The organism is Pantoea sp. SGAir0183 (assembly GCF_043545505.1).
The window spans coordinates 1,781,559-1,802,289 of record NZ_CP028053.1 but is presented as its reverse complement, the minus strand read 5'-3'; the positions used below and the strand labels follow the sequence as shown (position 1 = coordinate 1,802,289).

26 protein-coding genes are annotated in these 20,731 nt (G+C 51.6%); 17 read left to right on the top strand and 9 right to left on the bottom strand.

Going from position 1 to position 20,731, the window contains the following annotated elements; all coding sequences use genetic code 11:
* Positions 1–4: 4 nt before the first annotated feature.
* The 11 genes from fliJ to C1N59_RS08350 all read left to right on the top strand — a co-directional run bounded on the left by fliJ (position 5) and on the right by C1N59_RS08350 (position 9,063).
* Positions 5–448 (top strand): flagellar export protein FliJ, encoded by a 444-nt coding sequence (gene fliJ, locus C1N59_RS08400; protein WP_033742078.1) that lies wholly within the window; start codon positions 5–7, stop codon positions 446–448.
* Complete coding sequence (locus C1N59_RS08395; RefSeq protein WP_394550549.1) at positions 445–1,713, top strand: flagellar hook-length control protein FliK; 1,269 nt, start codon at positions 445–447, stop codon at positions 1,711–1,713. The genes fliJ and C1N59_RS08395 overlap by 4 nt, the downstream gene beginning before the upstream one ends.
* Before the next feature lie 129 nt (positions 1,714–1,842).
* Positions 1,843–2,328 carry a flagellar basal body-associated protein FliL gene (fliL, locus tag C1N59_RS08390; protein WP_006119574.1) on the top strand — a complete coding sequence of 162 codons (486 nt, stop codon included), beginning with the start codon at positions 1,843–1,845 and terminating at the stop codon, positions 2,326–2,328.
* A 4-nt stretch (positions 2,329–2,332) separates the two neighbouring features.
* Positions 2,333–3,340, top strand: coding sequence for a flagellar motor switch protein FliM (fliM, locus tag C1N59_RS08385; RefSeq protein WP_006119575.1), 1,008 nt, complete (start codon positions 2,333–2,335; stop codon positions 3,338–3,340).
* The gene (gene fliN, locus C1N59_RS08380; protein WP_006119577.1) at positions 3,333–3,746 is read left to right on the top strand and encodes a flagellar motor switch protein FliN; all 414 of its coding nucleotides are present in this window, start codon (positions 3,333–3,335) and stop codon (positions 3,744–3,746) included. The genes fliM and fliN overlap by 8 nt, the downstream gene beginning before the upstream one ends.
* Before the next feature lies 1 nt (position 3,747).
* On the top strand, positions 3,748–4,146 hold the full coding sequence (gene fliO / locus C1N59_RS08375; RefSeq protein ID WP_033742082.1) for a flagellar biosynthetic protein FliO: 399 nt from the start codon (positions 3,748–3,750) through the stop codon (positions 4,144–4,146).
* Positions 4,146–4,877, top strand: a complete 732-nt coding sequence (gene fliP / locus C1N59_RS08370) for a flagellar type III secretion system pore protein FliP (RefSeq protein WP_033742230.1) — start codon at positions 4,146–4,148, stop codon at positions 4,875–4,877. Before fliO ends, fliP begins: the two co-directional genes overlap by 1 nt.
* Positions 4,878–4,903: 26 nt before the next feature.
* Complete coding sequence (gene fliQ / locus C1N59_RS08365; protein WP_033742083.1) at positions 4,904–5,173, top strand: flagellar biosynthesis protein FliQ; 270 nt, start codon at positions 4,904–4,906, stop codon at positions 5,171–5,173.
* The gene (gene fliR, locus C1N59_RS08360; protein ID WP_110269026.1) at positions 5,173–5,958 is read left to right on the top strand and encodes a flagellar biosynthetic protein FliR; all 786 of its coding nucleotides are present in this window, start codon (positions 5,173–5,175) and stop codon (positions 5,956–5,958) included. The genes fliQ and fliR overlap by 1 nt, the downstream gene beginning before the upstream one ends.
* 627 nt (positions 5,959–6,585) lie before the next feature.
* Complete coding sequence (rcsA, locus tag C1N59_RS08355) at positions 6,586–7,221, top strand: transcriptional regulator RcsA (protein ID WP_006119584.1); 636 nt, start codon at positions 6,586–6,588, stop codon at positions 7,219–7,221.
* A gap of 135 nt (positions 7,222–7,356) precedes the next feature.
* Positions 7,357–9,063, top strand: coding sequence for a methyl-accepting chemotaxis protein (locus C1N59_RS08350; RefSeq protein ID WP_394550548.1), 1,707 nt, complete (start codon positions 7,357–7,359; stop codon positions 9,061–9,063).
* A 106-nt stretch (positions 9,064–9,169) separates the two neighbouring features.
* On the opposite strand, the gene dsrB is transcribed toward C1N59_RS08350, so the two are convergent.
* Together dsrB and C1N59_RS08340 are read right to left on the bottom strand one after the other, a co-directional pair.
* Positions 9,170–9,364, bottom strand: coding sequence for a protein DsrB (gene dsrB / locus C1N59_RS08345; protein WP_006119586.1), 195 nt, complete (start codon positions 9,362–9,364; stop codon positions 9,170–9,172).
* Between the two features lie 62 nt (positions 9,365–9,426).
* Positions 9,427–9,585 (bottom strand): YqaE/Pmp3 family membrane protein, encoded by a 159-nt coding sequence (locus C1N59_RS08340; RefSeq protein WP_006119587.1) that lies wholly within the window; start codon positions 9,583–9,585, stop codon positions 9,427–9,429.
* A 304-nt stretch (positions 9,586–9,889) separates the two neighbouring features.
* Between C1N59_RS08340 and C1N59_RS08335 the strand changes: the two genes are divergently transcribed.
* The 3 genes from C1N59_RS08335 (at position 9,890) to C1N59_RS08325 (ending at position 12,532) form a co-directional block, all read left to right on the top strand.
* Positions 9,890–10,120, top strand: coding sequence for a DUF2525 domain-containing protein (locus C1N59_RS08335; RefSeq protein ID WP_033742085.1), 231 nt, complete (start codon positions 9,890–9,892; stop codon positions 10,118–10,120).
* A 365-nt stretch (positions 10,121–10,485) separates the two neighbouring features.
* Positions 10,486–11,271, top strand: coding sequence for a mannosyl-3-phosphoglycerate phosphatase-related protein (locus C1N59_RS08330; RefSeq protein ID WP_054633598.1), 786 nt, complete (start codon positions 10,486–10,488; stop codon positions 11,269–11,271).
* A gap of 40 nt (positions 11,272–11,311) precedes the next feature.
* A complete protein-coding gene (locus tag C1N59_RS08325; RefSeq protein WP_033742089.1) occupies positions 11,312–12,532 on the top strand; it encodes a glycosyltransferase family protein in 1,221 nt (406 codons plus the stop codon).
* 94 nt (positions 12,533–12,626) lie between these two features.
* Here the strand turns inward: C1N59_RS08325 and C1N59_RS08320 are convergent, their stop codons facing one another.
* The 5 genes from C1N59_RS08320 to C1N59_RS08300 form a co-directional block, all read right to left on the bottom strand.
* Positions 12,627–12,809 carry a YodC family protein gene (locus C1N59_RS08320; protein WP_033742091.1) on the bottom strand — a complete coding sequence of 61 codons (183 nt, stop codon included), beginning with the start codon at positions 12,807–12,809 and terminating at the stop codon, positions 12,627–12,629.
* Between the two features lie 172 nt (positions 12,810–12,981).
* Positions 12,982–13,113 (bottom strand): hypothetical protein, encoded by a 132-nt coding sequence (locus tag C1N59_RS08315; RefSeq protein ID WP_006119592.1) that lies wholly within the window; start codon positions 13,111–13,113, stop codon positions 12,982–12,984.
* Between the two features lie 44 nt (positions 13,114–13,157).
* Positions 13,158–14,060, bottom strand: coding sequence for a DUF808 domain-containing protein (locus tag C1N59_RS08310; protein ID WP_054633597.1), 903 nt, complete (start codon positions 14,058–14,060; stop codon positions 13,158–13,160).
* Between the two features lie 99 nt (positions 14,061–14,159).
* Entirely contained in the window at positions 14,160–14,435 is a 276-nt protein-coding gene (locus C1N59_RS08305) for a hypothetical protein (RefSeq protein ID WP_006119595.1), read from the bottom strand.
* Positions 14,436–14,500: 65 nt separating this feature from the next.
* Positions 14,501–14,980: a very short patch repair endonuclease gene (locus tag C1N59_RS08300; protein WP_058701674.1), complete on the bottom strand. Its 480-nt coding sequence runs from the start codon at positions 14,978–14,980 to the stop codon at positions 14,501–14,503.
* A gap of 233 nt (positions 14,981–15,213) precedes the next feature.
* On the opposite strand from C1N59_RS08300, the gene dcm reads away from it, so the two are divergent.
* Together dcm and C1N59_RS08290 are read left to right on the top strand one after the other, a co-directional pair.
* Positions 15,214–16,602, top strand: a complete 1,389-nt coding sequence (gene dcm / locus C1N59_RS08295; RefSeq protein ID WP_394550547.1) for a DNA (cytosine-5-)-methyltransferase — start codon at positions 15,214–15,216, stop codon at positions 16,600–16,602.
* Between the two features lie 101 nt (positions 16,603–16,703).
* Complete coding sequence (locus C1N59_RS08290; protein WP_394550805.1) at positions 16,704–18,320, top strand: methyl-accepting chemotaxis protein; 1,617 nt, start codon at positions 16,704–16,706, stop codon at positions 18,318–18,320.
* A 69-nt stretch (positions 18,321–18,389) separates the two neighbouring features.
* Here C1N59_RS08290 and C1N59_RS08285 read toward each other — a convergent pair whose 3' ends face one another.
* Positions 18,390–18,641, bottom strand: coding sequence for an Arc family DNA-binding protein (locus C1N59_RS08285; RefSeq protein WP_394550546.1), 252 nt, complete (start codon positions 18,639–18,641; stop codon positions 18,390–18,392).
* 73 nt (positions 18,642–18,714) lie between these two features.
* Positions 18,715–19,419 carry a phosphohydrolase gene (locus C1N59_RS08280; protein WP_039338268.1) on the bottom strand — a complete coding sequence of 235 codons (705 nt, stop codon included), beginning with the start codon at positions 19,417–19,419 and terminating at the stop codon, positions 18,715–18,717.
* 610 nt (positions 19,420–20,029) lie between these two features.
* Here C1N59_RS08280 and C1N59_RS08275 point away from each other — a divergent pair.
* Positions 20,030–20,713, top strand: a complete 684-nt coding sequence (locus C1N59_RS08275; protein WP_033742103.1) for an ASCH domain-containing protein — start codon at positions 20,030–20,032, stop codon at positions 20,711–20,713.
* The last annotated feature ends 18 nt before the right edge of the window (positions 20,714–20,731 follow it).

The following is a 20,731-nucleotide window of genomic DNA, read 5'->3' as shown; positions in this document are numbered from 1 at the left end:
CGTAATGAAAACAGTCAATGCCATTGACACTTTGCGTGACCTGGCGGAACAGGATCTTGAACGCGCCGCCGTGCTGTTAGGCGATATGCGGCGTGGCCAGCAGGCTGCAAACGAGCAGCTCAGTATGTTGCTTGACTATCAGGATGAATACCGCAACAAGCTGAACAGCGACATGTCCAGCGGTATTGCCAGCAACCGCTGGACGAACTATCACCAGTTCATTCAGACGCTGGAAAAAGCCATTGAGCAACACCGCAGTCAGTTGCAGCAATGGAATCAACGGCTTGAACAGGCACTGGTTAACTGGCGTGAAAAACAACAACGCCTCAATGCCTATCAGACGCTGATTACCCGGGCAGAAGAAAATGCATTACGACAAGAAAACCGTCTCGACCAGAAACGGATGGATGAATTTGCCCAACGGGCTGCACTGAGGAAAGGCGAATGATTACGCTGCCAAACATTGCGTTGACAACGAAAACAACCGGCACCGCTGAAACATCGGGGACAACCGATCTGCTGAGCAGTGGCGAGGCGCTACCGAAGGACTTTATCACTACACTGGGAAATCAGTTGCTTTCCCTGGCGAAACTGCACAGTAAAACCACGGTTGCAGCAGAAAAAAATAGCGTCACTGATGACGACAGCAAGGTTGCCACGTCGTTGAATGCATTGATCTCTTCGCTGGAAAACCCGACTGCACTCAGTGCGCTGTTTAAACCGGAAAATATTAAAGCCGGTACAAAATCAGCCGATGATAAGGGTGACGCGAAAGAGGCCGCGCTGAACAGCAGCGATATGCAAAATATTCAGGCGCTGTTTGCCATGTTACCGGCAACCGGCTTGCAACAGGCCGTGAAAGACAGCACGACGACGCGTGACGTGGATATGCAACGCGATGCCGGACCGCGTTCTGCCTTATCGGTACTGACGCAGGCGGTGACCACGGCACTGAGCGGTGATGACAAAGACGCGAAAAACAGCAAGGTGCAGGACGCCGGTCGTCTGGCCAGTAACGTTGACCAGGCCAGCCATGGGGTAACGCCCGCAGCCACGACGCAAACCGCATCGACACCGGCACAGTTGACTACAGACGCCAGTTTTCAGCAGATACTGAGCAGCGTCAACAAGCAGGATGAGCGTCCGATAAACGCTGCAGCCAGCGATAATCAGACGATGATTGCCGCGCCGATAACCAGCGCCAGCAGCGTTATGCAACCCTTCACGGCCTCTGCGTCGATGAACACGCCGTCTACGCCGATGCTGAATGCCCACCTGGGTAGCAATGAATGGCAGCAGGCCCTGAGTCAACAAATTGTGATGTTCAGTCGTAACGGCCAGCAGAATGCGGAGTTACGCCTGCATCCAGAAGATCTCGGTGCGATCCAGATCAGCCTGAAACTGAATAACGATCAGGCACAGTTAAATATGGTTTCAGGTCACAGCCATGTCAGGGCTGCACTGGAAGCCGCGCTTCCTCAGCTGCGCACTGCGCTGGCTGAAAATGGTATTAACCTGGGTGAGAGTCAGGTCAGCAGTGACAGTTTCGCGCAAGGGCAAAGCTTCCAGCATCAGCAGGAGGCGCGTCGCGACGGACAGCACGGCAGCTTCTCTCTGACCCAGGACAGTGATAACGACATCACGCCGATTGCCGTACCGCAGGCTCTTCAGGCCCGGTTAAACGGTAAGGGCGCCGTCGACACCTTTGCCTGACAGCGACAAACGCTGAAGGTAAGCGTAAAACCCGTGTCTTTTCTTGCCATTGTTTGACTTAAGACACGCGATAATCTGTTCAGGTGAGCCGAGAGGCTCGCCCATAATTCACAGGAAGTAACTGCTAAAATGTCTGATAACGCGAAAGCTAAAGGTCGCAAACGTAAAATCCTGATTCCAGTGTTGCTGATCGTAACGCTGGCCGCTTGCAGCGTGGCAGGCTATGCAGTCTGGCGAATAATGAATAAACATGAGGGCGATAAGCCGGAGGTCGCGAAAGTTGAACCGCCTCCCGCCCCGGTCTTTTTTGCACTTGATACATTTACGGTTAACCTGGTCAATCCCGACAACGATCCAGACCGCGTACTGTACGTAGGGTTTACTCTGCGTCTGCCGGATGAAGAAACGCGTCGTCGGATGAGTGACTATCTGCCTGAGGTTCGCAGTCGTCTGTTACTGCTGCTTTCTCGCCAGAGCGCTGCTGCGCTGGCGACAGAGCAAGGAAAGCAAGCGCTTGTTGAGCAAATCAAACAGGCGCTGGCACCACCGCTGGTGAAAGGTCAACCTCCGCAGGTCGTAGACGACGTACTGTTTACCGCCTTCATTTTGAGGTGAATCAATGGGCGACAGCATTCTCTCCCAGGCTGAAATTGACGCGCTATTAAACGGCGACAGTGGCAGCGCGGAAGAAGAAAAGAAACAAAACGGGCCAGAGGGCGATATTCGCCCTTATGATCCCAATACCCAGCGCCGCGTGGTGCGCGAGCGTTTACAGGCGCTGGAAATTATTAACGAGCGTTTTGCCCGTCATTTCCGTATGGCGCTGTTTAACCTGCTGCGCCGTAGCCCGGATATCAGCGTGGGCGCGATCAAGATTCAGCCATACCATGAGTTTGCCCGCAACCTGCCGGTGCCAACGAACCTGAACCTGATCCACCTGAAGCCGCTGCGCGGCACGGCTCTGGTCGTGTTTTCACCGAGCCTTGTGTTTATTGCCGTTGATAACCTTTTTGGCGGAGATGGGCGTTTTCCGACTAAAGTAGAAGGACGTGAGTTCACGCATACCGAGCAACGCGTCATTCGTCGTATGCTGAAACTGGCGCTTGATGGCTACAGCGATGCGTGGAAAGCGATTTATCCTCTGGATGTCGAGTACGTTCGTTCGGAAATGCAGGTGAAGTTCACCAACATCACCACATCGCCTAACGATATCGTCGTCAACACGCCGTTCCAGGTCGAGATTGGCAACCTTGTCGGTGAGTTCAACATCTGTATTCCGTTTTCGATGATTGAACCTTTGCGTGAAATGCTGGTGAATCCGCCGCTGGAAAACTCGCGGTCAGAAGATACACACTGGCGGGACAATCTGGTGAAGCAGGTTCAGCATTCTGAACTGGAACTGATTGCCCATTTTGCTGAAACGTCGTTGCGTCTGTCACGCGTGTTGCAGCTGAAACCCGGCGATGTCCTGCCGATTGAAAAACCCGAGCGCATTATTGCCCACGTGGACGGTGTGCCTGTTTTAACCAGCCAGTACGGTACACTTAACGGTCAGTATGCGCTGCGTGTAGAACATTTGATTAACCCGATTTTGAATTCGCTTAACGAGGAACAGCCCCATGACTGACAGCAAGAAACCGTCCGATGACACCATCTCTGCGGACGATCTGTGGGCTGAAGCAATGAATGAGCAGGTGGGCTCTGGTGCCAGCACCTCACAGAGTGATGACGTTTTCAAATCGTTTGAAAGCAGCAACACTTCAGGCTCATTGCAGGATATTGACCTGATTATGGATATCCCGGTAAAACTGACTGTGGAACTGGGCCGCACCAAGATGACCATCAAAGAACTGCTGCGTCTGACACAGGGTTCTGTGGTCTCACTGGATGGTCTCGCAGGCGAGCCGCTGGATATCCTGATTAACGGTTACCTGATTGCGCAGGGTGAAGTCGTGGTCGTTAACGACAAATATGGTGTGCGTATCACCGACATCATTACGCCTTCAGAACGTATGCGCCGTCTGAGCCGTTAATATGAATAACCAGAATCATACTGTCCAACCGGCTACACCGCAGACGCCCGCCATCTCAGCGGGCTCTGTACTGACTCAGGTAAGTGGTGTTCTGGTTGTTATTATCCTGTTGATTCTGGCATGCGCCTGGCTGGCCCGTCGTATGGGCTTTGCGCCGAAAAAAGTCGGCAGCCGTGAGCTGACGCTCACGGCCAGTGTCCAGGTCGGTCAGCGCGAGCGCGTCGTCATCGTTGATACGCCAGATGCCCGTCTGGTTCTGGGCGTAACGGCACAGCAAATTACCCACCTGCATACGTTGCCACCGGGTTCACCCGATGTAGACACCGCGGAAAAGGCAGCACCGCAGGATTTTCGTCAGTTATTACAGAATCTGGTTAAACGTCCCGGAAAAAACCCATGATGCGTCGACTGCTCCCTCTTCTGCCGCTGCTGTTGCTGGCACCGGTTGCTCACGCCCAGTTACCGGGCCTGGTAAGCCAGCCATTAGCCAATGGTGGCCAGAGCTGGTCACTTCCGGTACAAACGCTGGTATTTATTACCTCATTGACGTTTCTGCCGGCCATTCTGTTAATGATGACCAGCTTCACCCGCATCATTATTGTTTTTGGTCTGCTGCGTAATGCGCTGGGCACGCCCTCTGCGCCGCCCAATCAGGTATTACTGGGCCTGACGCTCTTTTTAACTTTTTTTATTATGGCACCTACCTTTGATAAAATTTATCAGGATGCCTATCTGCCTTTCAGTCAGGATAAAATCAGTATGGATGTGGCCATTGATAAAGGCGCACAACCCCTGCGCGAATTTATGCTGCGTCAAACGCGTGAAGCTGACTTAGCGTTATTTGCCCGTCTGGCAAATACGCCTCCTATTGTCGGGCCGGAAGCCGTGCCGATGCGTATTTTATTACCTGCTTATGTGACCAGTGAATTAAAGACCGCCTTCCAGATTGGATTTACCGTCTTTATTCCTTTTTTAATTATTGACCTTGTCGTGGCCAGCGTATTAATGGCGCTGGGTATGATGATGGTGCCGCCGGCAACCATCGCCCTGCCCTTTAAATTAATGTTATTTGTTCTGGTGGATGGCTGGCAGTTGCTGGTTGGATCGCTGGCACAAAGTTTCTATTCCTGATCTTGTGAATTGCACAGGAGATATTCATGACACCTGAATCGGTAATGGTAATGGGCCAGGAGGCGATGCGCGTCGCGTTGCTGCTGGCCGCTCCGATGCTGCTGGCCGCCCTGGTCAGCGGTTTACTGGTGAGCTTGCTACAGGCAGCGACCCAGATTAATGAACAAACGCTGTCTTTCATTCCTAAGATTATTGCGGTGGCGGCCACGGGCGTCGTTGCCGGTCCCTGGATGTTAAACGTCTTGCTGGATTATATCCGCACCGTTTTTTCTAACCTGCCCTATATCATCGGCTGATGATTACGCTCGACAGCAGCCAGCTTGTTCACTGGATAAGCCAGTTTTTCTGGCCGTTGGTGCGCATTCTGGCGCTGATTGCGACAGCGCCGGTATTGAGTGAGCGCGCCATCAGCAAACGGGTGAAAATCGGCCTGGCGGCCATGATCACCTGGTTGCTGGTCCCGCTGTTACCGCCGGTGAACGTCACCCTGTTTTCGCCGGCCGGTTTCATGCTGCTGATTCAGCAAATGCTGATTGGTATCGCCATTGGTTTTACGATGCAGTTTGCCTTTGCAGCTGTCCGGGCGGCCGGTGAACTGATTGGTTTGCAGATGGGTCTGTCATTTGCGACGTTTTTTGATCCCGCCAGTCGGCTTAATATGCCGGTCCTTGCGCGTTTTCTCGACATGCTGGCTATGTTACTGTTTTTATCCTTCAACGGTCATTTGTGGCTTATCTCACTGTTGGCGGACAGTTTTCATACACTTCCTGTGGGTGGAACACCACTTGAAGCTAATGCTTTTATGGCGCTGGCAAAATCAGGCGGCATGATTTTCCTTAATGGCATGATGTTAGCGTTACCCTTGATCGTTCTGCTACTCACGCTAAACATGGTCCTGGGTTTGTTAAACCGTCTTTCACCACAGTTATCAATCTTCGCGATCGGCTTCCCGATTACCTTATCAGTCGGCATTTTGACGATCAGCCTGCTGATGCCCCTTCTCGCCCCGTTCTGTGAGCACCTGTTCGGCGAAATATTTGATCTTCTGGCCCAGTTCCTCACCGAACTGTCCCCCTCCTGAACATTAAGTATCTAACTATTTTTCCTTTTCCATACTTAAGAAATTCACAACTATCCGGGCATTTTTCAAACCATATTTTCCAGAAATCAACTAAGGATATTCTGATAAATGTGCGATAAGTCTTAAAATAATTCTTATTAAACCGCGCATCGCGTATTTTAGTCGGGCGGTACACAGAGTCATCGACAGGGTTGTTTTGGTGATAAAATCGGCAATGCATTGAAATTAAACAAGAAAAAATATTGTGTGATTTTTCTTGTCAGAAAATGTTTTTTCCGGCATTGTCAACTCACTCTTCAGCCTTACACTTTCGTGAAACAAATGTTTTTAAGACTTGTCCTATCAGAAAACTCTGGGTTTTCAGCGATAGTGACATTGCTCCCAAAAACGGTGTTTCGCGCCGGTACGACTTTACATCAATACCCGATGTGGATTCGACGCCAGGTGTGGGGCCAGAGTAAGAAAAAATTTTGCAGAACGGGTCAAGGAAGAAGACTTTTACGGGCGTTTGCCCGTTGCCACGCTGCATCAGCAGAATAAAAAAAAGCGCTTTGGAAATCTTCTCGTACCGCAACGCGTAATTCATCGTTGATTTAAACGGATAACAAATTGGTGAGGGTCGCTAACATGCCAACGATTATTATGGATTCCTGCAACTACACACGCCTGGGATTATCGGACTATATGTCTTCTAAAGGAGTGAAGAAGAAAAATATTACTTCTGTCTCCGATATTGAGCAATTACAGCAAAGATGTGAGCAGTTGAAACCAGGTGTTGTGTTTATTAATGAAGACTGTTTCATTCACGAAACCGACTCAAGCGAGCGCATTCGCAGCATTATTAATCAGCATCCCGAAACACTGTTTTTTATTTTTATGGCCATCAGTAATATTCATTTTGAAGAATATCTGTATGTCCGAAAAAATTTAATTATTACGTCGAAAGCCATTAAACCTTCAACGCTGGATTCTCTCCTTAGCACGTATTTGCAAAAGAAACTTAACATGTCTCCGCGTATTTCCTCAGGGCTGGACGTTCACCCTCTGACGTTGAGCCAGACTGAGTCAAATATGCTGAAAATGTGGATGTCGGGTCATGATACCATCCAGATATCCGACAAAATGCAAATTAAAGCGAAGACGGTCTCTTCCCATAAAGGAAACATTAAGCGGAAAATTAAAACGCACAACAAGCAGGTGATTTACCATGTCGTGCGCTTAACCGATAACGTGACCTCTGGTATTTACGTCAACGTAAGATAGTTTGCCGCCTCACAGAACTGGCCCAAAAGGCCGGTTTTTTTAGTGATTAGCGATCAAGATCTCAATTTTCAGCATAAACCTTTTCCTGCTCCTGCCGATGTTTTTTTCATCAGGCCCCCTTAAGAGAGCAAGGAAATGAACACAACGCTGATTAATGAAGGACATCACAACGTCAGTTTTTGGCAAAATCTCAGACTGGTCCCGCTGTTTAGTTTGATTTTCGGCGGGATATTATTTTTGTTCGCACTCTGTATAGGCATTTCCAGCTACTTCCTCATCCTGAGTAATCAGTCGTTGAAAGATGCGACTGAGGAAATTCAGGTCCGCAACGGTCTGATCGACAGCTCCTCAAACCTCCGCTCTGCCCGACTGAATATCATCCAGGCCGGTGCGGCCGCGCGTATTGGTGAGATGGATGATTTCAATGCCAACCTTGCCGCAACGGATGAGCGTATTAAGCAGGCTGAAAATGGCCTCAACGTCTACCTGAACCGCAAGAATAAAACCCCCGAAGACGTCAGGCTGGATGAAGAGCTCACTACTCGCTTCAAAGAGTATGTTCAAAAAGGCCTGAAGCCGATGATTGATGCCGGTAAACAGGGCAGTTTTGAAAGCATCATTGCCCAGGAAACCGACACCACGCGTAAACTGGATAACGCTTATAACGCTGTGCTGGTCAAGGCGATCAAACTTCGGGATATCCGTTCTGATTTCATTAACGCCAAGGCTGCCGAACAGTCACGTATTGGTTTTATTTCCATGGGTGGTGCGTTTGTGGCTGCGCTGGTGCTGGTGCTGCTGACCTTTGTTTTTCTCCGTCGGGTCGTGATCACGCCTTTACGCAAATCGGTTGCCCATATCGAGCGTATCGCTCAGGGTGACTTAACCGCCCCTTCAGTACCGCACGGTCGTAACGAAATCGGCTTACTGCTGGATAATCTGCAGCGCATGCAGGAATCGTTAGTCAAAACGGTCGGTACGGTGCGTGAAGGCGCTATCGCCATTTATCAAGGCTCCAGTGAAATTTCAGCCGGTAACACCGACCTTTCCTCGCGGACGGAGCAGCAAGCCGCCGCCCTTGAGCAGACCGCAGCCAGCATGGAGCAGTTAACGGCGACGGTGAAACAGAACGCCGATAACGCGCACCATGCCAGCCAACTGGCAGCCGATGCATCAGATAAAGCACGCAACGGTGGCGACATGGTCAGTGGTGTAGTGAAAACCATGAACGATATTTCTGGCAGCTCGAAGAAAATTGCTGAGATCACCAATGTGATTAACAGCATCGCTTTCCAGACCAATATTCTGGCGCTGAACGCCGCCGTCGAAGCGGCGCGCGCAGGGGAGCAAGGACGTGGCTTTGCGGTTGTTGCGAGTGAAGTCCGTAGTCTGGCACAACGCAGCGCCCAGGCCGCGAAGGAAATTGAATCCCTGATTGCCGAGTCTGTAAAGTTAGTCAGCAGTGGCTCGCATCAGGTTGGCGAGGCCGGCAGTACGATGGGTGAAATTGTCGAAGCGGTGCGTCGCGTGACCGATATCATGTCTGAGATTGCTGCCGCCTCGGATGAACAAAGCCGCGGTATTCAGCAGGTGAGCCAGGCGGTAACGGAAATGGATAACGTGACCCAGCAGAACGCCTCGCTGGTTGAAGAAGCCTCAGCGGCGGCGGCATCACTGGAAGATCAGGCGGGTAAACTGACGAAAGCGGTTTCCGCATTTCGCTTAGTCGACACACCGGTCGCGAAAACTCCCGATGTTAAAAACGTGGCACCGAAAGCGAGCTCACCCGTGCTACGTCCGGTAGCCACTACCTCTGGTCATGAAAACTGGGAAACGTTCTGACCCAAGCGGACGCCCCTGTCCTGTGACATTTGTGACAGGACAGATAAAAGTAAACGCCCGCGACATCCTCAGACATCGCGGGCGTTTTCATCAGACTGACCGATAATCAGGCGGGAACCCAGGGCTCGACAAAAACGCCGTCCCGGTGATTATTCTCGTTAAAAAACCAGATCCCCTGCGGATAATCGTCCAGCGCCACCAAAAACATCGTCCCTTCGTTAAAAGGTTCTACCGCCAGGATCGTACCGATTCGCCGGGGTCCACCGTCGGTTTTAACGCTTACGCGATCGTCTACCTTCATCTGTTACTCTCCAGAAACGTTCCTGATAACAGTGTAATGGAAGCGTAGGACGAATGCAGGCATTAACGGCGGGCAATCACCCACACGGCGTGGACGATGCCGGGAATGTAGCCGCACAAGGTCAGTAAAATGTTCAGCCAGAACGCGCCGCCAAAACCGACCTGCAGGAAAACGCCCAGTGGTGGAAGTAAAATAGCGATAAGAATTCGAAGTAAGTCCATAACCATTCCTTTAGGTACTGAGAAAAACCGTTTTGCTTACCAATATAGCCGTTTTCTGAAGGGTTACAGGAAAAGTCAGGTAAATCTGAGTCAGGGTTTTTTTCGTTTTCCTGACACTTCACAGCCGGACGTTTAACACGAGAATCGTTACACTTCATTGCGTTGCTTTCCTACCCCAGGAAAACAACACACCCAAAGTAACAAGGATTATTTTGCCCGCGCAGCGCGGGCTTTTTTTTACCCTTCCCTGCTGTCAGCCCGCCGTTCTATACTCAGTATTCACGTTGCTCTTTGGAGGCAGACTATGACGCATTTTCTCGCTTCAGATGAAAACCAAAGTGATCGGGACAGTGAAATGGATGCGCTTCTTCATGCCATCCAGCGTGACACGGCAGGACAGGTACAGGACTATTTTTCGCCTCAGGTTGCGCAGGCTGAAAAAAATGCTGGCGGGCCGACAGCCCCGTGCCGTGAACCTGCGGAGCAGTGTGAGATGGACATTCACGATTGCCGCTACAGTGAGATCAATCGCTAGCGGGATCGCTCGCCGGGCGGAATAGCAGGCAAAAAAATACCCGGCACAGGCCAGGCAAGTATTCAAATCGTTACACCAGGGAAGACATACTGCTTTCTCAGAGTAGCTGTTCCGGTAATGAAAACAAGCTTCTGCGATGCACGTTTCGCTCATCTTATTCTGCTCCTGCTCTCCTCCTGCCTACGCAAGCCACAGCGTGCGCGCCATGCGTCGTGCACATTCTGACCGCTCCCGCTTTTTGTCCTATCGGGTTTTAAGAATCCTCCTGGTTCTGTCTGCATGAGTACGGAACCTCGGGCCTTTTCAGGACTCAACTACACTAAACAGATGCCGTGGCTAACGTGAGCCGTGTGGAGGAGACCTGGATGCCCAACCTGAATGAATCGCTGATGATCGTGACCGACCTCGATGGATCGCTGCTTGACCACCACGACTACAACTGGGATGCCGCCACAGCATGGCTGGAGACCTTCAGCCAGCATCAGGTTCCTGTGGTGATTTGCTCCAGCAAGACGGCGGCGGAAATTCTGCCGCTGCAACGAAAAATCGGGATTAGCGGTACGCCGTTTATCGCCGAAAACGGCGCGGTTCTCTATCTCCGTGAGGACAAACCCGTTCGTATCCCTGACGATAAGCTGAACTACGTCGCCATCTGTCGGATTCTTAGCGCGCTGAAACAGCAGTTCCGCTTTAGCGGCTTTCAGGATTTTAGCGACAGCGACGTGTCGGCAATGACAGGTTTACCGGAAGCCGAGGCCGCGCTCGCCCGCCAGCGCGATGCCTCCGAAGTTATCGTCTGGCGCGATACCGACGAGGCGTTAGACCGTTTTCGCCATGCGCTGGCTGACTACCATTTGACGCTTACCCAGGGCGGCCGCTTCTGGCACGTGATGCCGGCCCGAAGCGGAAAAGGCCATGCCCTGCATAAATTACTGTCGCATTACAGCCATCAGGATTTGATCACGATTGGACTGGGTGATGGCCCTAACGATGCACCTATGCTCGATGCGGTCGATTATGCCATCGTGATTAAAGGCTTCAGCAAAAACCCTGTCACGTTAACGCGTAATGATGGGCAGGTTTATCATACAACGCATCACGGCCCTGAAGGCTGGCGCGAAGGTCTGGACCATTTTTTAACGCAGCCATGAACGGCTGTGGTTCCTCGGGCAACCCCATAAGGATGATGCAATGAGTGATTTCTTTCAGAATGGCGTAATTACTAACTTTCATAATCTCACGCACCGCAGCGTCGAATCGCTGGAAAAAGAAATGGTGCGTTTTGCGCGTAAACGCAAAATGGGGTTAATTCTGCCCTCCCTGTTTTCTGAGCTGGAAGGACCGGCACTGAGCAAAATCGTCGATGAACTGGCCAAAGTGCCGTATCTGAATGAAATTGTCATCGGCCTGGACCGGGCCGATCGCGATCAGTTCCTCCATGCCCGCGAGTTCTTTTCTCGCCTGCCGCAGCGCCATCGGATCTTATGGAATGATGGTCCCCGCCTGAAGGCGATCGACGCGGAACTGGACAAAGAAGGTTTGTCGCCGACGAATCCGGGCAAAGGGCGTAACGTCTGGTTCTGCACCGGCTATACGCTGGCCTCCGACCGCACCAGCTGTGTCGCGCTACACGATTGCGATATTGTTACCTATGAGCGCGGTATGCTGGCACGTCTGCTTTATCCGCTGGCGAATCCCGCGTTTCAGTATGAGTTTTGTAAAGGGTTTTATGCGCGCGTCGCCGACGGCAAACTCAATGGTCGCGTGGGCCGTTTATTAGTCGGGCCGCTGCTGCGTTCCCTGCAAAAAGTGTATGGTCACTCGGAATACCTTGATTACCTCTCCAGTTTCCGTTACCCGCTCTCCGGCGAGTTCGCCATGCGTACTCATGTCCTTAACGGGATTAAAATTCCGGGTGACTGGGGCCTGGAGATTGGCGTGCTCTCCGAGATCTATCGCAATTACACCACACGCCAGTCGTGCCAGGTTGAGATTGCGGATAATTATGACCACAAGCATCAACCGCTGGCAGAGGATGACGGAACAGGCGGCCTGAAGCGCATGAGCAACGATATTGTTCAGTCGCTTTTACGTAAACTTGCCACCATGGGCGTGCCGCTCACCAGTGACTCCTTCCGCGTGCTGAAAGCCACCTACTATCGCAACGCGTTAGATATGATGGAAATCTACAATCATGAGGCCGCCATGAACGGACTGAAATTCGATCAGCACGTGGAAGAGGCTGCGGTCGAGATGTTTACCCAGGCTATCCTGGATGCGGGTCAGTCCTTTATAGAACGCCCAAATGACAAGCCGTTTATCCCAAGCTGGAGTCGGGTTCAGTCTGCCTTCCCGGATATACTGCAACGAATTTACAAGGCGGTAGAAGAGGATAATGACGGTAACGTCTAGCGTGCCATAGGTGGAAGACAGGCTATTACGTGACGTGATGCCTGGAAGGAAGACAGACGGGCCAGGTGTACAACACCGGCCCGGTCATCTGCGATCAGGACGTTAACTGCGGTTGTGACTCACGGGTGTGGCTGAGCTCGTCTGTCCGAAACGCCTCGCTTCTGACCGCATAACCATCATACCAGCGACACTCTACCATGCCACTGGCATGACCGGTCACCACCATCGTTTGCCCGCCGTCCTTATGCTGCACTTCATCACTGATTGCAAAAACCATGTTGCGCCCTCTTTATCCATTGACATTAATTCTTAATATTTATTTATAGCATGGTAAAAAAGTTGCTGCTGTTAAGGCGCGCAGAAAAAGGGCAAATTCAGAATAAAGTAGAAGGTTATCCTGGAAAGGAATAAAGCGGATAAGAGGCTATCCGCTTCAGAGGGAGGATGAATCAGATTTTGCAGCCTTCGCAATCCGCTTCGTCACTCAGGTCGTCAGGCACTTCGGCCGCCTTTTTTTCTGCCTTGGCTTCGGCCTGCTCTAACTGAGCATCTATATCGAATTCAAACATATCGTCGCTCATTGTTTTCTCCCCAGAACGCGTAAAAGAAGGCGCTGTTATACCGATTACCCACGCAGTTTGGCAATAAGGTTAACCACTAAAAGCACGATCGACCCAATGATAAAACCAATCACCAGGTTAGCGCCGTTACTCAGCAGCCCTGATACCAGACCGCTAAACGGAGCGATAGCATTTTCAATAAAGTGGTGCAAAGGCGTTATCCCGTGAACAATGATGCCCCCTCCCACCAGGAACATGGCCAGCGTGCCCACCACGGTTAATATTTTCATCAGCCAGGGTGCCGCGGCCAGCAGCACGGCACCAACTGACTGGGCCACCCGTGACGATTTTTGCTTTAACCAGAATCCCAGATCATCGATTTTCACGATGCCCGCCACAATACCGTAAACGCCAATCGTGACCAGAATGGCAATGCCCGCCAGGATCAGAACCTGATTCAGCAGCGGTGCTTCCGAAACGATGCCCAGCGTAATCGCGACGATTTCGGCGGACAAAATGAAATCTGTGCGCACAGCCCCTTTAACCTTTTTCTTTTCAAATTCACGCGGATCCTGCTTTGCCAGATTATCCAGACGCTGCTGACGGGCCTCTGGTGAATTTTGCTGCTTGTCGTGTTGCAGGCTGTGCAGCACTTTCTCGACACCTTCATAACAAAGGTAAGCGCCGCCAATCATCAACAGCGGCGTGATTAACCACGGCGCAAATGCCGAGATAATCAGCGCCAGCGGCACCAAAATCAGCTTGTTCAGAAACGAGCCTTTGGCCACGCCCCACACGACCGGCAGTTCGCGATTGGCTTTTACGCCACTGACCTGTTGCGCATTCAGTGACAGATCGTCACCCAGAACGCCCGCCGTCTTCTTTGCCGCGACTTTGCCCATTACAGAGATATCATCCAGCAGCGTGGCGATATCATCCAGCAACGTTAATAAACTGGTTCCTGCCAAAATATGTCCCTTATTCGGTCATCGACAACGACTTACATCGCAAACAGTGGAAGCCTCATCCTCGACGAAGCCCAACGGCACACGATGCGTGCGTTGTGACTATTCCGGTTCGTTATGTTGACAACATGGGCATCGTTCGATTTCCGTTACCGTCATCTCTGCGATGCCCTCACAATCCCATTCGACGCGCACCGCTTGCCCAGCCAGTCCTTCGCTATGCAGGTATTTACTGACCGGGCTTTCCGTCATGCCGGTAATTTCTTCCGTGGCCACCAGCGTTTCGCCCACATAAATTCTGGCGGTGGCTTTGGTATTCACCATGCGCTCATCACGAATCTGGTAGAGACGTTTAACCGTCAGTTTTATGCTGCTCATCTCGGTCTCCCGGTCACGGAAAAGCGTCTATCTAACATGTTATGTTACTGATGAGCAAGGCCCGATCATTCCTGCTCACGATAATGATGAATGCCCTGATGATCGATTTCAGCACTGTCATTCATCGCCAGTAACCACTCTTCCAGTCGTTCAAGCAACGCGTCGTCGTCGAGACGGAGTTTGCCACGCAGTGCACATTCCCAGATGATGAGAACCTTCCAGCCGCTCTCACGTAACTGCCGTACATAGCGATGGTCTCGTTCGACGTTGCTGTTAATCTTGCCTGTCCAGAACTCGGTGCGCGTGGCGGGTATCTTAAACAAATAGCAGTGATGACGATGCCAGAAGCAGCCGTGCACAAAGATAATGGCCTGATGAGCGGTCAGGACAAAATCAGGCCGCCCTGGCAGGTTTTTGTCCTGAACCCGGTAAGTGAATCCGCGATCTTTAAGCAACAGTGCGATGCGTTGCTCAATCGCAGTGTCCTGCTGGCGAATGGCGCGCATGTTTTTGCTGCGCGTTTCGCTGGAGTGAACGTCGGCCATAGCATCTCCTTAAAGGCTACTCATTCAACTTTAGTCGCCGTCCTGAAAAGCGAAAGCCACCTGGACAAAAGCGGCCATTTTTTTGCCGCTTCCGGACGGTAATCAGACGTCCGGTGCTACCTGTCCTGACTTTCCCACTCGCGTGTTTTGCAGCATACCGCCGCCGCGTCAGGCGGATTTCCTCATCGGGCAAGGAGTGATAGCATAGGCGCTTCACTGTTAAGGATATTTGCATGCACGCCGTCGCAACCGCTGAACCTCTTCTTTCTGCAGCTCTGCATTCCGATGAACTGAATCTGTTACACCAGGTCCTGTCGATCTATTCCGTCAGGGATATCGTTGCCCGACTGCATCAGGCCGGCTTTGCGCACTGGTCACCGACGCTCATCAACCGTATTCGTCAGGGTAAAAGCACACTGCCCGTGCTGAGCACTGCGGAGCGGGATCTGTTCGAACGCTTATTGCCGTCTCGTCCTGCACATTATGATGCACCTGCGTTTCGTTTTGTTGATCTGTTCGCCGGCATCGGGGGGATTCGTCGCGGATTTGAGCGCATTGGTGGAAAATGTGTCTTTACCAGTGAGTGGAATAAAGAGGCGATTCGCACGTACCGGGCCAACCATTACAGCGATCCGCTTGAGCACCACTTCAATACTGATATCCGCCAGGTCACGCAGCCTGCCGGGCTAAACGATGAAGCAGCGATCTACTCCTCCATTGATGCAGCCATCCCCGATCATCAGGTGCTGCTGGCAGGCTTTCCTTGTCAGCCTTTTTCGCTGGCTGGCGTCAGTAAGAAGAATGCATTGGGTCGGGCGCATGGGTTCGAATGTCAGGCGCAGGGTACGCTGTTTTTTGATGTAGCACGCATTCTTGCCGCCAAAAAACCGCCCTTCTTCGTGCTGGAGAACGTGAAGAACCTAAAAAGCCATGACAAAGGCCGGACCTTTGCCATCATCATGGACACGCTGGATGAGCTGGGCTATGCCGTCGCGGATGCCGATGCCAGTGCACCGGATCCGAAAGTGATTGATGCCCGCCATTTTTTGCCTCAACACCGCGAGCGTATTGTGCTGGTGGGCATTCGACGGGACATTGCCGGCTGCGAGAATTTTACCCTGCGCGACATCAAACGCTTTTTCCCTGCCCAGGTGCCCAGCCTGCAAAGTTTGCTGGAAGCCGCACCTGGTGATAAGTACATCCTGTCGCCGGTGCTGTGGCGTTATCTGTATCAGTATGCCAAAAAGCATAAAGCGTTGGGGAATGGCTTTGGCTTTGGTCTGAACGATCCGCGCAATCTGCAGTGCTGCGTGCGCACCCTGTCTGCCCGCTACTATAAAGATGGCTCTGAGATTTTGATCGATCGCGGCTGGGACGCGGATAAAGGCGAGCGTGATTTCCTTGATGCCACCAATATGGCGCATCGTCCCCGTCGTCTTACGCCCCGTGAATGCGCACGCATCATGGGCTTCGATGATGCCGGCAGTGAGCCTTTTCGCATTCCGGTCTCCGACACGCAAGCGTATAAACAGTTTGGTAATTCCGTTGTCGTCCCCGTTTTTGCCGCCGTGGCGCAGCTTCTCCTGCCCTACATCCGCGATTTACAGCATAAAACACGCTAAAAGTTGCGCTTAGGCGCAACCTTTCTCCTCTTTTCCCGCTGCCAGGCGATATTGTCACAACCTCGTCATACAAGCCCAGAATACTGCTGCTTTTTCACTTGATGGGTAGAATGATGTCACCTCTCGCGTTGTTATCCCTGCGCAGTCTGAAGCGTCGCTATCGCGTCAAACTGCCCCCGGAGCCCACCTGGCTTACCAGCCTGCGCGGCAATTTTATGCTGTTCGTTGTGCTGTTTTGTTTGCTGCAATCCATCGGGATTGTTCTGCTGACCGCGCAGGTCAGCCATACCAAAGTGAACCTGACGCAGGCGAGTGCCATGCGCGACCGGCTGGCGCTGCTCGATCACGCTCGCATAGAGCTGCTGACGGCCAGCGATAACAGCCACCGGGCAGGCATTTATCTGATGGAAGATCAGAAAAGTGGATCGGTGGACAGTTGGAAGAGCCTGGCGGAAACCGCAAAATCTTCACTCGTGCATGCAGAACAGCTGTTTGCTCAGTACCATGCCGTTCCCAAGGGGGAGCTTGAGCAGGGTTTCATGATGTTAACCCAGGGCCTTGAAGAGCAGCTTAAAGGCCTGGAAGCCAATAATATCGATGCGTTCTTTATGGTGCCGATGCAGGCTTATCAGCAGCAGTTTAACAGCGCCTGGTTTAACGAAATCACCCAGGCCAACAAACAGCTTTCTGCCGTCAACAACCTGACACTGGAGACGCTGACCACCAGCCGTAACCTGTCGCTGCTGGTCACAGGGCTGCTGTTTACGCTGTTGCTGACGGGTGGAGTTTTGCTGCTGCGCGGCGTGATTATTCCTTTAAGACTGGCCAGCCGCCAGCTGCAGGCTATCGCCACTGGCGACTTAGTCAGTTGCCCGCAACCGCCTCGTCTGCAATCGTTAGAAACCGCCGGGTTGTTTAACGCGGTGGCGGATATGCGGCAAGGGCTGCGCACCATTGTGGCAGAAATTAATACCATAGCCGCCAGCGTGGCGGAGGGCGCGCGGGAAATGCAGCATACCAATGACCAGGTAAGCGAGCACTATAAGGTGCAAAACAGCAGCTTTAGTCATATTTCGCAGCGCCTGCATCGTGTCTCGGAAGAGGTTGAAAACAGTACGCTGTTTTCGCAACAGGCCGCACAGCAGGCACATGTCGCGGATGAACTGATGCAGCAGTGCGCCAGTCAGGTCGATGAAATGGAGGTGCAGATGCGCCACATCGTCGATTCCTCAGGGGAAATCGCCGGCATTGTCGAGCTGCTGGACGGTCTTTCACTGCAAACGCGTCTGCTGGCGTTGAATGCGGCGATTGAATCAGCGCATGCAGGGGTTTATGGACGCAGCTTTAGCGTCGTGGCAAAAGAGATGGGTACCCTGTCGAATAAAAGCGGCGAGTCGGCACAGCAAATTAACGGGCTGGTGAACAATACACAGTTGCATATTTCTGAGGGATTCAACAAGGTGAAGTCACTGGAAGCCTTGTTTTACCAAATCAGCCAGTCGGTCAGCGCCGTGGTCACCCAGTTAAAAGAACTGGAGGAAAACGCCACAGCACAAAGTCGCCGCGTGTCTGGCATTGCCGCCGAAGTGGTGGAGCTGGACAAGGAACTGCATACTAACGAGGGGCTTACGGCGCGGCAGGTACGCACCGCCGATACCTTACAACATCAGGCCTCACGCCTGGCCGAAAGCGTGCAACAATTTCGCATTGCCGTCTGAATACGCGCTCTGAATAAAAAAGCCGCCTTTATCAAAGGCGGCTTTCATCGCGAGAACAACCGATAACCATTATTTCTTTTTCTTACTCTGCTTCTTAAGCAGCATACGCAGTTGTTTAATTTCGCTGGAACTTAAAGCATCCGACGCGCCTTCTTCCGTGTTCTGACTGTCGATGGCGGGCTGAGAAGGTGCTTCGAGGCTGTCCTGCAGACGTTGCACGATCTCCTGACTCATTGATACCTGGTTTTCAAGCGCCAGCTGTTTAATGTGTTCTTTCAATGCAGGATCAATTTTAATCGTCAAATTAACAGTTTCGGTCATTTCCTCACTCCTTTTTTGTTATTGCTTCCACGCTACCGGATGACTGTATCGATTCCTATACTGTCATAAAAATTTAATATTCAGCGTGTAAGGGACTAAAATCACGAAGTACTGCCTCATCCAGACTAACCAGATTACCCTGCAGCTCAGCACACAACTTGGCCATATAGCGTACCAGGAAGTCCGCGTTGTGTTCTGCGAGTCTCCGCCCTGCTTCGGTTTGCATCGTTTCAGGCAACCGTAACAGCTTGGTTTGAAAGTGATCCAGTGTCCATTTCACATCATTAAGTTCACGCGCTTTCCCCAGCGGGTCTTCACTGTTGAACAGAGGACGGTTCATCGTACCGGCCGTGTAAAACACCCGGGCCAGCCCGATTGCACCCAGCGATTCCAGCCGATCGGCATCCTGAACGATTTTCGCTTCAGGGGTTTCGGGCGTGATGGCCGCGCTAAAACTGTGTGCCTGAACCGCGTGCATCACTCCACCGATTAATTCGGCAGGAAAATCCGTAAAGTCCTGCTGCAGGATACGCTGCGTTTCGCTGGCGGCGTAAGTGGAAGCCTTATGACGTTCAGGATGGTTTTTCGGTAAGTTCACCACATCATGAAAGTAGCAGGCAGTCAGGACGATCAGGGGGTCGGCAGATGTACCTGCCATAATGCGCTGCGCGCTCATCCAGACCCGACGTAAATGCGCAATATCGTGTGCGCCATCATCATGAATCCAGTTTTTTTCAAACCAGGTTTCATAGCGAGCCTGCCAAAGTGCAAGTGACATAATCTTTTCCTGTAAGGGTTATTTTCGTCTCAATTGACGACCTGTTACGCGTATAGGCTTTGTCATCATAACGAATGGCTAATGACATTTTCTTTACATCGCTAAGGAAAAAGCCGGTCGGGACCTTTAAATTCCTCTTAAAAATGAGACGCTGATCATTTTTATGGCAATTCGCTACCAGGAAAACAGCCATTTGCTGCTTTTTCAGCCTTGACTGATTCAGTTTTAGGCAGGATGAATAGTTTAATATTAATAATGATTAATCAGCGCTATTTTATCTCAGAGTGAGGGAATTAATGTCATAATAAAAATGTAAAAAACAATAAAAGCGGCGAAAATTATAGATGGATAAATCTGAAAAGGTTCCTATTTTTGCCGATATAACGTACTGTATTCTCACTATCAGATGTCCGGTAATACGCGTTAACAGCAGTGCTGATGTTTTTTTATCCACTCCTGTCCGGTGGATTAAAAATCATCACAACTGAGCGAACCACACGGTGGCCAATTATCAGGAATAATGATTTATATTTTTTATGATATTGCCACCATTTAGGTGCCCTTTTTGTTTCAGCAGTAACCGGGATCGACTAATAAAAAGAGGTAATCCATGAAAGAGCGGCCGATTCTTTTTTCCGAACAGCGGGTCCGAGCCCTGCTGGTTGGCCAACAAACCCAAACCCGGCGCATAATGAAAACGCAGGCTTTTGGTCCAGGCCAGGATCATCATGAAGGGGTACATGCCTTTGATGTGCAGGCTAATCACCTGCACGGTGACAAAATGATGGCCATGAACGACATTCGTTATCATTGTCCTTACGGCATGCCTGGCGACAAGCTCTGGGTCCGCGAAACCTGGCGTGGCCCCATCGTGCCTGAACATGCGCTGGCGGATTATGAACGCGATCCCACCCCGTTTCGCTCGCCGGACTTTTGCCAGTACCGGGCGGACAGCAATGAACTGGGCCAACATACGTCAGGCGGACCGGACGCCGAGCAGTTTGGCTGGCAAACAGCCATTCATATGCCGCGCTGGGCAAGCCGCATCGACCTGATTATTACGGATGTGCGCGCAGAGCAGATTCAGGATATTAGTGAAGACGACATTATGGCGGAAGGTGTGCAGACCGACTCGCACTTCCTGAACAACTTCTTTACCATGAACGTCAATTCTGAACTGCCTAAAGAAGCCTATCGCAAAGCCTGGCAAAAACAGTACGGGGCAACCAGCTGGCAGGTTAACCCGTGGGTTTGGGTTATTGAGTTCGAGCGTGCCACGCGCGAATCAACTTAGCCTGCGCTTTGTGGGCTG

Excerpts from the sequence above, each read along its gene's own strand:
- fliJ (WP_033742078.1), top strand. The coding sequence starts at position 5 with ATGAAAACAGTCAATGCCATTGACACTTTGCGTGACCTGGCGGAACAG.
- C1N59_RS08395 (WP_394550549.1), top strand. The coding sequence starts at position 445 with ATGATTACGCTGCCAAACATTGCGTTGACAACGAAAACAACCGGCACC.
- fliL (WP_006119574.1), top strand. The coding sequence starts at position 1,843 with ATGTCTGATAACGCGAAAGCTAAAGGTCGCAAACGTAAAATCCTGATT.
- fliM (WP_006119575.1), top strand. The coding sequence starts at position 2,333 with ATGGGCGACAGCATTCTCTCCCAGGCTGAAATTGACGCGCTATTAAAC.
- fliN (WP_006119577.1), top strand. The coding sequence starts at position 3,333 with ATGACTGACAGCAAGAAACCGTCCGATGACACCATCTCTGCGGACGAT.
- fliO (WP_033742082.1), top strand. The coding sequence starts at position 3,748 with ATGAATAACCAGAATCATACTGTCCAACCGGCTACACCGCAGACGCCC.
- fliP (WP_033742230.1), top strand. The coding sequence starts at position 4,146 with ATGCGTCGACTGCTCCCTCTTCTGCCGCTGCTGTTGCTGGCACCGGTT.
- fliQ (WP_033742083.1), top strand. The coding sequence starts at position 4,904 with ATGACACCTGAATCGGTAATGGTAATGGGCCAGGAGGCGATGCGCGTC.
- fliR (WP_110269026.1), top strand. The coding sequence starts at position 5,173 with ATGATTACGCTCGACAGCAGCCAGCTTGTTCACTGGATAAGCCAGTTT.
- rcsA (WP_006119584.1), top strand. The coding sequence starts at position 6,586 with ATGCCAACGATTATTATGGATTCCTGCAACTACACACGCCTGGGATTA.
- C1N59_RS08350 (WP_394550548.1), top strand. The coding sequence starts at position 7,357 with ATGAACACAACGCTGATTAATGAAGGACATCACAACGTCAGTTTTTGG.
- dsrB (WP_006119586.1), bottom strand. The coding sequence starts at position 9,364 with ATGAAGGTAGACGATCGCGTAAGCGTTAAAACCGACGGTGGACCCCGG.
- C1N59_RS08340 (WP_006119587.1), bottom strand. The coding sequence starts at position 9,585 with ATGGACTTACTTCGAATTCTTATCGCTATTTTACTTCCACCACTGGGC.
- C1N59_RS08335 (WP_033742085.1), top strand. The coding sequence starts at position 9,890 with ATGACGCATTTTCTCGCTTCAGATGAAAACCAAAGTGATCGGGACAGT.
- C1N59_RS08330 (WP_054633598.1), top strand. The coding sequence starts at position 10,486 with ATGCCCAACCTGAATGAATCGCTGATGATCGTGACCGACCTCGATGGA.
- C1N59_RS08325 (WP_033742089.1), top strand. The coding sequence starts at position 11,312 with ATGAGTGATTTCTTTCAGAATGGCGTAATTACTAACTTTCATAATCTC.
- C1N59_RS08320 (WP_033742091.1), bottom strand. The coding sequence starts at position 12,809 with ATGGTTTTTGCAATCAGTGATGAAGTGCAGCATAAGGACGGCGGGCAA.
- C1N59_RS08315 (WP_006119592.1), bottom strand. The coding sequence starts at position 13,113 with ATGAGCGACGATATGTTTGAATTCGATATAGATGCTCAGTTAGAGCAG.
- C1N59_RS08305 (WP_006119595.1), bottom strand. The coding sequence starts at position 14,435 with ATGAGCAGCATAAAACTGACGGTTAAACGTCTCTACCAGATTCGTGAT.
- C1N59_RS08300 (WP_058701674.1), bottom strand. The coding sequence starts at position 14,980 with ATGGCCGACGTTCACTCCAGCGAAACGCGCAGCAAAAACATGCGCGCC.
- dcm (WP_394550547.1), top strand. The coding sequence starts at position 15,214 with ATGCACGCCGTCGCAACCGCTGAACCTCTTCTTTCTGCAGCTCTGCAT.
- C1N59_RS08290 (WP_394550805.1), top strand. The coding sequence starts at position 16,704 with ATGGGTAGAATGATGTCACCTCTCGCGTTGTTATCCCTGCGCAGTCTG.
- C1N59_RS08285 (WP_394550546.1), bottom strand. The coding sequence starts at position 18,641 with ATGACCGAAACTGTTAATTTGACGATTAAAATTGATCCTGCATTGAAA.
- C1N59_RS08280 (WP_039338268.1), bottom strand. The coding sequence starts at position 19,419 with ATGTCACTTGCACTTTGGCAGGCTCGCTATGAAACCTGGTTTGAAAAA.
- C1N59_RS08275 (WP_033742103.1), top strand. The coding sequence starts at position 20,030 with ATGAAAGAGCGGCCGATTCTTTTTTCCGAACAGCGGGTCCGAGCCCTG.